Raw genomic sequence first — 13,615 nt, forward strand, 5'->3', positions numbered from 1 at the left:
CTTGTTTAGACATATAAAAGACTCATTTATTAAAGCTTTCATCGCCGCCACTTTCATAACACTTTTTAACGATAGGTTGCAGCTTATCCTTTCCTTTTAAACACTCAAAGCACTGTAATAGATAATACAAATATCATATAAAACCTATAAATATAGCAACAATATTCTCTTACGCTTTAGTGGTTTCACTTAAACGTGACAAAAAGATATAAGGATCAATATCTTGAGCTGTTGGCAAGCCGTAAGCGTAACCAATTTTCACTGAATAATCTCCCAAATTGGCGAAGAATCTCATCTTAATTGCCTCAGCTAGACCATGTAATTTAGCGGCTATTTCACTTTCTGTTTGATGGGGCCCTAAGAGTAAATATTCGCCGTCGTTAATAATGCCCGCGTCATCAAACTCACCTTTTGACTCATTAAGTAAAGTCGCTAATGTTTTCGAAACCTCAAGCATAATTTTGTCATTAAAGTGAAAGGATAACTCTTGCCAATTGATCACTGACAAATAACCAACTGCGAGTGGGTAATCATATTTTCTCGCCATCTTGTAGTTTAGCTGATAGCTTCTTTTGGTTTGAGAGGGAGTGACTAAATAAAATATTGGTTGTTCAACTTCATCATAGACCTGTTTCAAGCGTAATGTTCTTTGTCTTAACCAAAAAGAAGCAAACGTAATTAGCAAGAGTAAAACCATAAAAATTAACAGATATATTATCTCTTTTTGGGCGATATACTTGGCACTGAACTCATTGTGTAAGTTACTTTCTTCAGTCAAATTGAGAATTAATTTTAGACTTTTTTCATTGGCACTCAACATGTGAGGAGCATTAAGCACTAATGATGGCTCAGCCTTTTTTTGAAACTGTTGAAGAAGCTCAAGATAATTTTTGTGCAGTTCTAAGGCACTTTTATAATCGCCATTTTGCTGGTACATATCACTGAGTAAAAGTAACAATTTACTCTGTTTTACTGATAACTTTACATTTTTAGCCATTAATTCAGCTAATTGAAGATAATGTTGATATAAAGCATTGTTGCCTAAATAATTTGCGGTCTCAGCCAATAAAATTAGTGAAGTTAAATAAGGTTTATTTAAACTTTTTTCATTAAATGTGGTGCTTGCCGATAACAGCCAGCTGTGTGAATCTTGAAACTCTCTTTGCTTAAGTAATACCTCTGCCAAGCCTAATTCAGCATAGGCAACCAGAATTGGGGCATTTTTATTTTCACTATTTTTTTGCGCTTCCCAATATGCATTATAGGCATCATCAAGTAAATTTAACTGAAAATAAGCACGCGCTAAATGTAGGTAAGTTTGATCAATATTTGCTAGTTTATCTAAATCAAATTTTAGCGTTAATAATTTATTTTGCATAGTAAGTGAAGTTTGATAATCCCCTAAATAATAATGCGCTGTTGCCAATATTTCTAACAAGTAAAGATGATCCCTATATTGAGGATTCGCTGATATTAACACCTCTACTTGTTTAAGATCATTCGTCGCTAAATCATTTTGACTTTGCAAAGCATAGCTAACCGCTCGATAACTGAGTGCAACCAATCGATATTTCAAAACATCAGAGGACTCTGCCATTAAAATTACACGTGTTGCGAAATCTTGTGTTTGTGCATAGTTTTCCTGTAAATAATAACCATGCGCAACTTTAAGGAGTAAATTGAATTTTATCGAATTATTAAGTCCTTGCAAAGAGAGCCCGTCTTGCGCAAATTGCAAAGCATCAGCATCTTCGCCTTTATTATTAGCAACATCGGCCAGTAAAATAAAGATTTTACCACGGGTTTGCGTCGTATAATTCTCTCGGGATTCAAGAATATTGATTGATAGGGTAATTATTTCTTCATACGGAAGATTTTCAGATTCTTGTAAAAAATACCGTTCGGTATCTTTAATGTTTTGTTCAATATTGAGAGTATCACTAGCAAAGCAAAATGAATTAACCATAAAACAGCAAAGAATCACCAGCAATTTATAAAACATTATTAGCTAAAATCCTTTATTTAATTAGTAGTTATCTACTGTAAATTTATATTTTATTTATAAGTTTAAGTGAAAGTTCAACGAATATTCATAATAAAGGTTTACAAGCATAGTTCAACGCTTATAATGAAATTCGAGTTTCTAAAACTCGAAAAGGGCAAATCTAGTGAAAGCTAGAGACGCAAAGTTACCGGTCTAAGGGGAAACCTAAGATAGCGGAACTGCCAAATTTAGATATAGTGGGGGCTTGTCTATTCTTTGAACAGTTTGCTTTCGGTATACTTTGCGTGCCTTCCTACCCTTTTCTCCCACTAGACACTTAATAACAAGTGTTAATAAAAAATATATGGCACTTTACTTGTTTTTATTAGAAAATAGACTAACGAAATTTTACTTGGGTGCTTATATTGAGATGGAACGATGAAATATCATGATTCCATAATACAAGCTGAACAAAAAATGAATATGGCCGTAAAAGAATTACAGCGGTGGTGTTTACCTGTCAGCCCAATTAATTACGCAGTAAGCTACGAGTATATTAATAAAAAAAATATTCCACTTAATAAAACCATCGAAAATCAACTTACCTTAGGTAAGAAACTCGATAATTTCTTTATTGAAGAAAACTACCGTCAATACATTTTAGGTCAGAGTAACTTCAGAGACGAAATTATTGATGAACTTGAAGAAGTTGTTACTCATGTCGAGAAAAATAACCAAAAATCATCTTTAAATATTGATACACTTATTACCAACCTAGATAATAATATAGATCACTTACAATCTTCTGATAAAGAAACAGCAATTTCTGCAGCAAATAGCATACGCCATGCATCTCAAGCATTTAAACTAAATCAACAAAAATTTGCTGAGCATATTTCATTGACCTGTGAAAAGACACGGGCATTACAAGTTGAATTGAAAAAAGCACGTAAAGAGATTTATATGGATCCCCTGACAGGACTTTATAATCGTAAAGCTATGTCTAAACATTTAGATTTATGGTTAACACAAGATCCAAACCGACAGGTTGCGGCGATTTTAGTCAATGTGAATCAACTATCGGAAATTAATACACAATTTGGTCATTTAATTAGCGATGTTCTCCTATCAAAAATAGCCAGTAAAGTTAATAGCTATGTTGATGACAGCGGTTTACCTATTCGTTCTGGCGGAGATGAGTTTTTAATACTCTTACCTGACGTTGATAAAGCAAGCGCAAGAGAAATTGCTGATAAAATATCACAAGGTGTTGAGAAGCTTCGCTTTGTTAGCAGCAAATCTGGCGTTAGATTACCTAAAATGACTTTATCGATTGGCGTGGAAATATTTAATATCGCTGAAAATGCAAACAATATTTTAAAAAAAGCTCGACGCTTGCTCCCTGATTATCCCCTAGACAATAACGTATTAAGTTTTTAATAATTTACGAATAAGTCGATTCAGACTTTAGCTAATAAAAGTTTATTCTGGTTTATAAATCAAAGAATTATACTTTGCGATTACTTAGCTTAAGAAAGTCAACGACAGCCAACCTCTTTTCTCATATACTCAAGCAAGTATAAAAATCCTAACGACTAAGAGAGAAATAAGTTATGAAAAAAATTACTTTAGCTGTTGCCGCTACTTTAATGATGGCATCTCCTGTTTTTGCTGGTGATGTTGCTGCTGGTAAAGCAAAAACTGGTATGTGTGCCGCTTGTCATGGCGTTGCAGGTATCTCTGCAGTTCCAATGTACCCAAATCTTGCTGGACAAAAAGAAGCTTATACGGCGAGCCAATTAAAGGCCTTTAAAGCTGGCACACGTAAAAATGCCATAATGGGACCTATGGCTATGGGTTTAAGTGATGAAGATATCGCAAATATTGCGGCTTATTACGCTAGTTTAAAGTAAACTCCCTAATTATTGTTGAACTTCGTTCATCAATAATTCATATTAAAAAACGCTCAATTGAGCGTTTTTTGTTTTAAGCACTATGCTGTTGAATAACTTGTAAAAACTCATGGCCATAACGGGCAAGTTTAGTATCACCAATACCATTAATATTTAGCATTTGCTGTGATGTTTTTGGCTTTTCACGCGCAAGCTCTGATAACGTTGCATCGTTAAAGACAATGAATGGCGCAATATCCTCGGCATCTGCAATCGTTTTACGCAAACTTCTTAATTTAACAAATAACACACGGTCATAACGTTTATCAGTTTTATCTTGTTGCCAGTAGCTCGCTTTTTGTAACCTCGGCGAAGCTAACATTAAGGGTTCCTCACCTTTTAACACCGAACGCGATGCTTGTGTTAAAAATAATGCAGATTGTTGGGATATATCTTGTTGTAAAAACCCTAAATGAATCAATTGCCTAATAATTGCAAACCAATACCCAGGTGTTTTGCTTTTACCAATCGCAAAAGTTGATACTTTTTCATGTTCTAGCTGTCTAACCTTTTCGGTTAATTCTCCTCTGAGTACTTGTACAACGTGTTCAATGTCCCCCTGTTGCTGAATACGAAAAACACAAGACAGTACTTTTTGCGCGGCTTCCGTGGCGTCAAATTGAGTCGGAGGATCTAAGCAAATATCACAATTACCACATTTTTTTGTGGTGAATTCTGCAAAGTAATTGAGTACAACTTGTCGACGACAGGTTTGCGCTTCGATAAAGCCTTTCAACGCTTGAAAACGCTGCTGCTCGACATTGACCCTTTCTTCATTATCACCATCGGCTATATACTTAGTAATGCGTTCAACATCTTTTTCATCATACAAAAATAACGCTTCTGCCGCTAAACCATCTCGCCCAGCACGGCCAATTTCTTGATAATATGACTCTAATGTTCTCGGTGGTTCAAAGTGGATCACAAAGCGAATGTTTGATTTATTGATACCTAATCCAAAAGCTACGGTGGCAATAACCACTTGAATATTATCTTTGGCAAAACCATCTTGGACAATATTGCGCATGTCTGTTTCCATGCCAGCATGATAAGCAGAACAATTTATACCTGCACTTGCTAACATTTTAGATAACTTTTCTACTTGCCAACGGCTACTACAATAAACAATACCGCAATCATCGCCGCGCTTTTGAATGTAACGTAAGACCTGATGATCTCCTTTATATTTATCGGCCAGCGTAAAACGAATGTTAGGCCTGTCGAAGCTATCAAGGTGAATGTAAGGGTCATTTAATGCAAGCTGGAGTAAGATATCTCTGCGGGTAGTAACATCAGCAGTCGCTGTTAATGCCATAACAGGTACCGATGGAAAACGTTGTTTTATTGTATGGAGTTGCGTGTACGCTGGGCGAAAGTCATGTCCCCATTGCGAAATACAATGCGCTTCATCAATCGCGAACAAGCTTATCTGCATATTCGCTAAGCCTTGCATAAAATAATAATTTTTTAACCGTTCCGGTGCAATGTATAACAGCTTAATTTCACCAAGAGATAAGCGCTGTAAAATATCATTTATTGTTTCTTGATCTAAACTCGAGTTCACAAAAGCAGCTGAAATACCTTGTCGAGTTAAACCATCAACTTGGTCTTTCATTAAAGCAATTAGGGGTGAAACGACAATCGTTATTCCTGGTAATAAAACAGCAGGCAGCTGATAACACATTGATTTTCCACCACCTGTTGGCATAAGCACTAAACTATCTCGCCCCTGAAATAGTTGCTGAATAATTTCTAATTGCCCGCTTCGAAACGTTTGATATCCGAAATTATGCTTTAACGCATCTTCAAGCTGAGATTGTGAAACTGTAGGGAGAGCTTTTTGCAACGGAATAAGCTTTATTTAAATATAATTATTGTTATTTTACCCCAGCCACAAAAAAGTCGAGAGCACTATTTTAGTATTTCTTGAATGCTTAGAAAGATAAGTGCTAAGCTCAAATAAAGTCATCAGACCAGTTACACTAAACAACTGATTTAATTAGGATCATTATGACGAATAATTTACAACAAAAACAATTAATTAAACAACTTACACATTTTTGGTCAAACAATCTTCCCTTCAATACACTATTGGGGCTTCAGATCAGTAAGTTTGATTGTAATACTTCGGAAATTCGTTTTTTATGGCAAGATAAATTAATGGGTAACCCATTACAAAAAACGCTACATGGCGGTGTAACTGCATCAGCCCTAGATTTTGCTGGTGGTGTTGTCGTTGCCGCAAATATGATTGAGCAGCTTGAGCACAAAACACCCGCAGCTATCCAGCAAAGTTTAAGTTGCTTAGGCACAATAGATCTTCGAACCGACTATTTGCGACCCGGGCGCGGTGAGGCGTTTATTGCAACAGCTCATATCATTCGAAGTGGGAATAAAGTCGCCGTTGCTCGAATGGAATTACATAATGAAAAAGGTGACCACATTGCTTTTGGTACAGGAACTTACTTAGTGGGTTAAATCTCTCCCAAATCAAAGTTCAAGGGACTTGAGGTAGTTTTTATTAACCATGTTCTTAATAAAAGTGGCTTGAGTATAGTGCAAGTAAACAGCTGAATTTAAAATCATTGTGCTATAATTCGACTCCTTATTTTTAATGCTAAAATTTACTTAAACAATGACTGTAACCGATAACAAAGACCGTAATGGTGTGATTAACGCGATTAGTGCTTATCTGCTTTGGGGTTTAGCACCCATTTATTTCAAATTAATTTCTATGATTAGCTCTGATGAAATTATGGTTCATCGTATTATTTGGTCAAGCCTGCTGTTATTTTTAATTGTTATCATCAGTAAGAGATCTCGCGTACTACTCGGCACGCTCAAACAACCAAAGTTATTGATGAAACTTGCCTTATCGGCTTCTTTTTTATTAGTAAATTGGTTTTTATTTATTTGGGCAATAAATAATGATCATCTACTTGATGCCAGTTTAGGTTATTTTATTAACCCTTTATTTAATGTTGCTCTCGGCGTGATATTTTTAGGGGAGCGTTTACGAAAAATGCAAAAGTTTGCCGTTATGCTTGCGTTATGTGGGGTCTTAATTCAACTGGTTGCGTTAGGTTCATTACCCGTTATTTCATTAGCACTGGCGGGAACATTTGGTATTTACGGTTTGTTGCGTAAAAAAATGCACCTGGATTCTTTTGTTGGTTTATTAATTGAATCAAGCCTGATGTTGCCACTAGCACTTATTTATTGGTGGCTGTTTGTTGATAGTAGCACGGCTAATATGCTTGAAAACAGCCTGAATTTAAACATGTTATTAATCGCTGCGGGTATTGTTACCACAGCCCCTTTACTGTGCTTTACCGCGGCTGCAAAAAGATTAACATTATCAACACTGGGATTTTTTCAATACATCGGCCCCAGTATTATGTTTTTTTTAGCGACTTTTTATTATCAAGAAGCATTACAACCCGCTAAATTATTTACCTTTGCAGCCATTTGGTTAGCGCTCGTTATTTATAGTTTTGACTCGTTAAGATCAAGAAATGAAAAACGTCAATTAGCGTTAAATGACCAGCTAAAAAACTAACTATGTGTGTAGGGTGATAACAACTGTACTGTAGAAAATATTCAAAGGTGATAGTGCTGCCTTCAAAGATATCGTCTATGGTCAACTCAGAGCTAAGCCTTCAGTTTCATTGGCAGGGTAATGTGAAAATTTGAACCGTGTTCAAGTTTACTGTCTATTTTTATGTTGCCTTGAAGTTTTTGACAAACAATAATAATATAAACAATATTCAAAGGTGCTAGTGCTGCCTTCAAAGATATCGTCTATGGTCAACTCAGAGCTAAGCCTTCAGTTTCATTGGCAGGGTAATATGAAAATTTAAACCGTGCTCAAGTTTACTGTCTATTTTTATGTTGCCTTGAAGCTTTTAACAAACAATACTAATGTAAACAATATTCAAAGGTGCTAGTGCTGCCTTCAAAGATATCGTCTATGGTCAACTCAGAGCTAAGCCTTCAGTTTCATTGGCAGGGTAATATGAAAATTTGAACCGTGTTCAAGTTTACTGTCTATTTTTATGTTGCCTTGAAGTTTTTGACAAACAATAATAATATAAACACTATTCAAAGGTGCTAGTGCTGCCTTCAAAGATATCGCCTATGGTCAACTCAGAGCTAAGCCTTCAGTTTCATTGGCAGGGTAATATGAAAATTTGAACCGTGTTCAAGTTTACTGTCTATTTTTATGTTACCTTGAAGTTTTTGACAAACAATATTATAAACAATATTCATACCTAAACCCGTACCACCTGAATTTCTTTTAGTGGTGAAAAAAGGTTCGAAAATATTATCTAAAACATGTTGGTTCATACCATGACCATTATCTTTAAATAGAACCACGACCTTATTATCTTCTGTTTTTGATAGGTTAATCGCAATATTTCCCAATTCCTTGCTTTCAAAAGCATGCTTTAATGCATTGGTCACTAAATTGGTGAGTACCTGTGCTAAAGCACCAGGGATAGTGGTGATTATCAATTCACTTTCACCGCTGTACTGATAACTCACCCTAAAGCGTTTCATCTCTGCTGATAACGTCGACATAACTTCTTCAATGTAACTCACTAAATCTATCTCTCGTTCTTCGCCAACCATTTGATCGGCTGCCACTTGCTTAAAATTATTCAATAATTCAATAACGCGCTCTAAAGCATTAGTATTTAAGTTTGAAGATTTTTCCATACCATTGAAGTAACTTTCCATTGCGGTACGTGTTAAATTGCCAGTTTCAAAATTTGCTCGTATTTTTTGAGTACTTTCTAAAGCAGAACTTGTCGATGTTACTGCGATACCAAGCGGGGTATTTATTTCATGCGCTACTCCAGCCGTTAACGTGCCCAACGACGCCATCTTTTCAGATTGAACTAATTGCTGCTGCATATTCTGTAAGTTTTCGAGCGTGCGACTTAACGTGCGTGTTGTCTGTCTGTTTTTAACAAAAAGTAAAACGACTAGACCTGAAATCAACACCAATAATGTTATAAAAAACGCCATTAAAATAAGATAAAACCGTTGTTTGTCTATACGTTCTTCGCGTTCTACCAACTCTTCATTTTTCTGACTTAACTGTACACTTTGGTCGCTTATTTGTTGCTGCTGCTGCTGTAATATATTTCTATTAGTAGCTATTTTTTCAGCCATAATAACATTCTCTTGCTCCTTACTATGCACAGAGCTTTGTTGATTTTCTAAATTAGCTTTAGCTACTTTTAATTGTGTTGCGACTTGTTTAAGCTGCAACTCTTTACTTTTTATAGATCCTTGCTGTTGTTCAATATCTTTTTTTAAGACGTTAAGTTCTTGTTGACGCTGACCGGCAACTTTTTCTTGCAACGTTAAGTTCTTATTTAAAGTTTTTAATTTTATTTTTACTGAAGATATTTGATTTCGCTGGTCAGTAAGCTTCTCGTTCAGCTTAATTTCTCGTCTTCTAATTACTTGTAATGCCAATTCTGTTTCGCGATACAAGGTTGCAACGTCAAGTTCAGTTCCCCCTAGCAGTAGTAATTCTGCTGACATAACCAAACCTTCAAAAACAATATTGGATTTATTGACTTCAAAGCTGATGGCCGAATTTTCAGGATTATCCACCAAGTTAATCATGACACTATGTTTATCAGTACTATTATCAGTGATCAATAGTGTATTACTGCTTCTAAGGATTGAAGCGATGCTGGCAATTTCTGTATTTTGATTTGCAGCAGAAAAAAACAAATCTGTTTTTTTCCCTTCTTGAATATTTTTAATGGTAATGACTTTGATGGTTTTATTTTTTATTACCCGTTTAGAAAGGGTTTTATTAAGCTGTTCAGCAAAGTTATCATCACCATAGATGCCGATTATAAATTGATCTTTTTCGTTTTCATTTAGCCAAGTTACATTTTTAACAAAATTATAAATGTAAACGGCTTTTACTTGTTCGCTATCAAGTTGTTGAGCAAAAATTGAAGTCGAGGTACAAATAAAAAAACAAAATAACACCGGCAAATATTTGCTCATGAGTATTATTTTCTTCTTCATTTAATGCACCTTATTGTTGATTTAATGAGTTACCTTACTTTTTTTGTAAAAAAAACCCCTAAAATTCATTAGGGCTTTGAGGTTATTTAACAAACAATAACCTCATGGAATTAACTAGTCATCAACACCAAAAATGCTAAGTTGATTACGGCCATTTTCTTTAGCATTGTAAAGAGCACTTTCCGCTTGATTAAGTTGTTTAGCAAACGTCTCTGTACTATTACAAACTAAGCCTATACTGATGTTAAAGGCAATATGGTGCTCTTCAAAAGTTAGCTGGGAAACAGAAATATCTCGACGAAGATCGTCTAATTTAGTATAAAAGTGATCCTCATCGGCACCGTACATTAAGACAGCAAACTCTTCACCACCTAAGCGGGCCAGCAAACCTGATCCCAGATGTTTACGCATATATAATGCCAGTACTTTTAAAACATGATCGCCAGCGTCATTTCCGTAGTTATCATTGATTTTTTTGAAAAAATCAATGTCGAGCATAGCAACACAATAAGGCATATCTCTTTTAATATATTGAGGCACCAGTTGTTCTGCTTTAGAGAAAAAAGCCCGTCTGTTAGGTAAGTCGGTCAAATAGTCTACATTTGCTGCTTTTTGGATTTGTTCAATATTGTTTAAATTTTCAATATTTTGGGTTATTCGACAGTAAAATTCTTCTGGGCAAAAAGGTTTACGTAAAAAGTCATCAGCACCATTTTTAATAAAGCGTGCCGAATGCATACCGTTGTCTGCTCCAGAGATACCGATAATAGCGAGTTGATCACGACTATAAATTTTACGGATTTCATTGGTTAATTCGATACCGTCCATTATAGGCATTTCCAGATCGGTGATCACCAATTTAATGTCTTTGTGCTGCTTTAAGCGTTCTAGCGCTTGTACACCATCATTGGCTAAATAAACATTAAAGTTGCGGCGTTTTAAGAGCTGAGAAACATAATTTCGTGCCGCTAAAGAATCATCAACAACAAGAATACCTGTGCTGCTGTTCGTTATTTGCCAATGTAAAATACGTTTTAAATAAAGGAAAGCTTGGCTATTCTCTTTAGGGATATAGTCAACAACGGGCTGAGCAAGTATTTGCTGTCGAGTAGTTTCATCCATTTTTCCTGTCATCACCACACTGGGAATACCATGTGAGAGTACACATGCTATTGCCTCGCCATTAGGAGCATCAGGTAAAGCGTAATCAATTGTTGCAGCAAAAAAATCATTATTACCTTGTAAAATACTTTCCACTTCGGCAAGCGTGGTCGCAACAGTGACTTGGTAATTTAATGCCTCGCCAATTTGCCTAATAACACGAGCAATAGGCTTACTGTCTTCTACTACGAGTAATTGCATTGACATATATTTTTTAACCTTCTTATTATAATGACATCAACTGAAAATAATCACTTTCATCTGACATCAAACGGTAGCTTGTAAATTAGCATAAGCGACAACGAGCCATTTACTGCCTAAATCAGTAAAATTAACTTGAATACGGCTTTGGGCTCCTGAACCTTCATAATTCAAGACCACACCCTCACCAAATTTAGCATGAACAACAGATTGTCCTAGGCTAAAGCCTGTATTTTCAAATGTTTCCAGTGTAAATGTAGATGAAAACTTCCCTTTAGTTGAAGGGCGAGTTACTTGATTTTGTAACCTTATTTCCTCTGTGCATTCAGGGGGTAATTCGCGTAAAAAACGACTGGCTTTATGAAACTTTTCTTGTCCATAGAGTCGACGACTTTCAGCATGACACAAGTATAGCTTATTCATCGCACGTGTCATGCCTACATAGCATAAACGGCGCTCTTCTTCTAAGCGTCCTATTTCTTCTACTGATTTTTGTGAAGGAAACATACCCTCCTCCAAACCAGCAATAAACACTAATGGAAATTCTAGCCCTTTCGCTGAATGCATAGTCATCAATTGCACAGCAGGTTCATAGTCATCAGCTTGCGACTCGCCAGCTTCGAGAGCTGCATGTGTTAAAAATGATGTTAACTTGGTTTGTTCTTCTATTAATTCAGGATCAGCTTCAAACGTTTGGCAAGCGGTAACGAGCTCATTTAAGTTTTCTATTCTTGCTTCAGCACGTTCACCTTTTTCAGCTTGGTACATCGCTTTCAAACCACTGTGTTGAATAACGTAGTTGGCTTGCTGGTCGAGATCTAAATGACTAGAGTCATCTTCAAGCTGGTCAATAACACTGATAAAATTCTGAATTACTTTAGCGCTGCGACCTTTTAATTCATCATTTTTGAGCATGAATTGACAGGCTTCCCATAGAGTCATTTCTAAGCTGCGCGCTGCATCACGAATTAATGAAAGGCTGGTGTTGCCTATACCACGGGTTGGTGTATTAATAATACGCTCAAAAGCAGCATCGTCATCACGGTTATTCAGTAAACGTAAATAAGCAAGGGCATCTTTAATTTCTAAGCGTTCAAAGAAGCGTTGCCCACCATAAATTCGATAAGGTAAACGACTCTGTAACAGCGCTTCCTCGAGTAAGCGAGACTGTGCATTACTACGATATAAAATCGCAACATCATCTAAGCTGCCTTCCTGACGCCAGTCAGTAATACGGCCGGCAATAAAGCGGGCTTCATCAATTTCATTGAATGCGGTGTAAATTGATATTTTTTCACCAGCCTCATCTTCTGTCCACAATTTTTTCCCTAAACGGTTATTATTATTAGCAATAAGTTTATTGGCCGCATTTAGAATATTCGCTGTGGAACGGTAGTTCTGCTCTAAACGTATTGTTTGTGTATTATCGAATTCATTGAGAAAGCGCTGAATATTTTCAATTTTAGCTCCACGCCAGCCGTAGATTGATTGGTCGTCATCGCCAACAATCATCACCTTGCTTGACGCGTTGCCTAAAATATTTAACCACGCGTATTGAATCGCATTGGTATCTTGAAACTCGTCAACTAAGATATGCTTAAAGCGTTGCTGATAATGGGCAAGCAGTACGGGATTATTTAGCCAAAGTTCATGCGCACGAAGTAATAATTCAGCAAAATCAACTAAACCCGCACGGTCACACGCTTCTTGATATCCTTGATAAACTTTTACAAACGTTTGTTCGGTCGGATCGTCATACACTTCAATGTGTTGTGGGCGAATACCTTCATCTTTTTTTCCGTTGATATACCACTGCATTTGCTTAGGCGGCCAACGTTTTTCGTCAATCCCTAACGAGCGCACGATACGTTTGACTAAACGCAATTGATCATCAGAATCGAGTACTTGAAAATTTTGTGGTAATTTAGCTTCCTGAAAATGCATACGAAGTAAACGGTGTGCTAAGCCATGGAACGTACCTACCCACATGCCATGAACATTGCCTTCAACGGTTTTTTCAACCCGTACCCGCATTTCTGCAGCCGCTTTATTCGTAAAGGTAACCGCTAAAATACTATGAGAAGAAGCATTTTCAACTTGCATTAACCAAGCAATACGCTGGACTAAAACTCGAGTTTTACCACTACCTGCGCCGGCTAATACCAACATATTTTGTAGTGGCGCGGCAACAACATCGCGTTGTTTTTCATTGAGTGACTCAAGTAGTTCAGAAACGTCCATAACGGAAAAATAACCTTAG

At 36.4% G+C, this 13,615-nt stretch carries 9 protein-coding genes and 1 riboswitch; of the genes, 4 read left to right on the forward strand and 5 right to left on the reverse strand.

All coding sequences use genetic code 11. From position 1 onward, the window contains the following. Positions 1 to 169: 169 nt before the first annotated feature. The gene (locus H4J52_RS08195; RefSeq protein WP_182224500.1) at positions 170 to 1,966 is read right to left on the reverse strand and encodes a hypothetical protein; all 1,797 of its coding nucleotides are present in this window, start codon (positions 1,964 to 1,966) and stop codon (positions 170 to 172) included. 182 nt (positions 1,967 to 2,148) lie between these two features. Continuing rightward, a riboswitch (cyclic di-GMP riboswitch) is annotated at positions 2,149 to 2,231 on the forward strand. A gap of 191 nt (positions 2,232 to 2,422) precedes the next feature. Here H4J52_RS08195 and H4J52_RS08200 point away from each other — a divergent pair. Together H4J52_RS08200 and H4J52_RS08205 are read left to right on the forward strand one after the other, a co-directional pair. Then, positions 2,423 to 3,424 carry a GGDEF domain-containing protein gene (locus tag H4J52_RS08200; protein ID WP_182178609.1) on the forward strand — a complete coding sequence of 334 codons (1,002 nt, stop codon included), beginning with the start codon at positions 2,423 to 2,425 and terminating at the stop codon, positions 3,422 to 3,424. Positions 3,425 to 3,597: 173 nt separating this feature from the next. After that, on the forward strand, positions 3,598 to 3,897 hold the full coding sequence (locus H4J52_RS08205) for a cytochrome c (RefSeq protein WP_182178612.1): 300 nt from the start codon (positions 3,598 to 3,600) through the stop codon (positions 3,895 to 3,897). Between the two features lie 73 nt (positions 3,898 to 3,970). Here H4J52_RS08205 and recQ read toward each other — a convergent pair whose 3' ends face one another. Beyond that, on the reverse strand, positions 3,971 to 5,782 hold the full coding sequence (gene recQ / locus H4J52_RS08210; RefSeq protein ID WP_182178614.1) for a DNA helicase RecQ: 1,812 nt from the start codon (positions 5,780 to 5,782) through the stop codon (positions 3,971 to 3,973). Positions 5,783 to 5,946: 164 nt separating this feature from the next. Here recQ and H4J52_RS08215 point away from each other — a divergent pair, with 164 nt between their 5' ends. Both H4J52_RS08215 and rarD read left to right on the forward strand, forming a co-directional pair. Continuing rightward, on the forward strand, positions 5,947 to 6,414 hold the full coding sequence (locus H4J52_RS08215; protein WP_182178616.1) for a thioesterase family protein: 468 nt from the start codon (positions 5,947 to 5,949) through the stop codon (positions 6,412 to 6,414). 157 nt (positions 6,415 to 6,571) lie between these two features. Further along, positions 6,572 to 7,495, forward strand: coding sequence for an EamA family transporter RarD (gene rarD / locus H4J52_RS08220; RefSeq protein ID WP_182224501.1), 924 nt, complete (start codon positions 6,572 to 6,574; stop codon positions 7,493 to 7,495). Between the two features lie 593 nt (positions 7,496 to 8,088). Here rarD and H4J52_RS08230 read toward each other — a convergent pair. From H4J52_RS08230 to uvrD, 3 genes are all read right to left on the reverse strand, one after another. Then, positions 8,089 to 9,993, reverse strand: a complete 1,905-nt coding sequence (locus tag H4J52_RS08230) for a YfiR/HmsC family protein (protein ID WP_182178626.1) — start codon at positions 9,991 to 9,993, stop codon at positions 8,089 to 8,091. Positions 9,994 to 10,107: 114 nt separating this feature from the next. Further along, on the reverse strand, positions 10,108 to 11,361 hold the full coding sequence (locus H4J52_RS08235) for a diguanylate cyclase (RefSeq protein WP_182224503.1): 1,254 nt from the start codon (positions 11,359 to 11,361) through the stop codon (positions 10,108 to 10,110). 60 nt (positions 11,362 to 11,421) lie between these two features. Beyond that, entirely contained in the window at positions 11,422 to 13,596 is a 2,175-nt protein-coding gene (gene uvrD, locus H4J52_RS08240; protein ID WP_182223251.1) for a DNA helicase II, read from the reverse strand. Positions 13,597 to 13,615: the final 19 nt, after the last annotated feature.

Source organism: Colwellia sp. MB02u-14 (genome assembly GCF_014076915.1).
Classification (GTDB): Bacteria; Pseudomonadota; Gammaproteobacteria; order Enterobacterales; family Alteromonadaceae; genus Colwellia_A.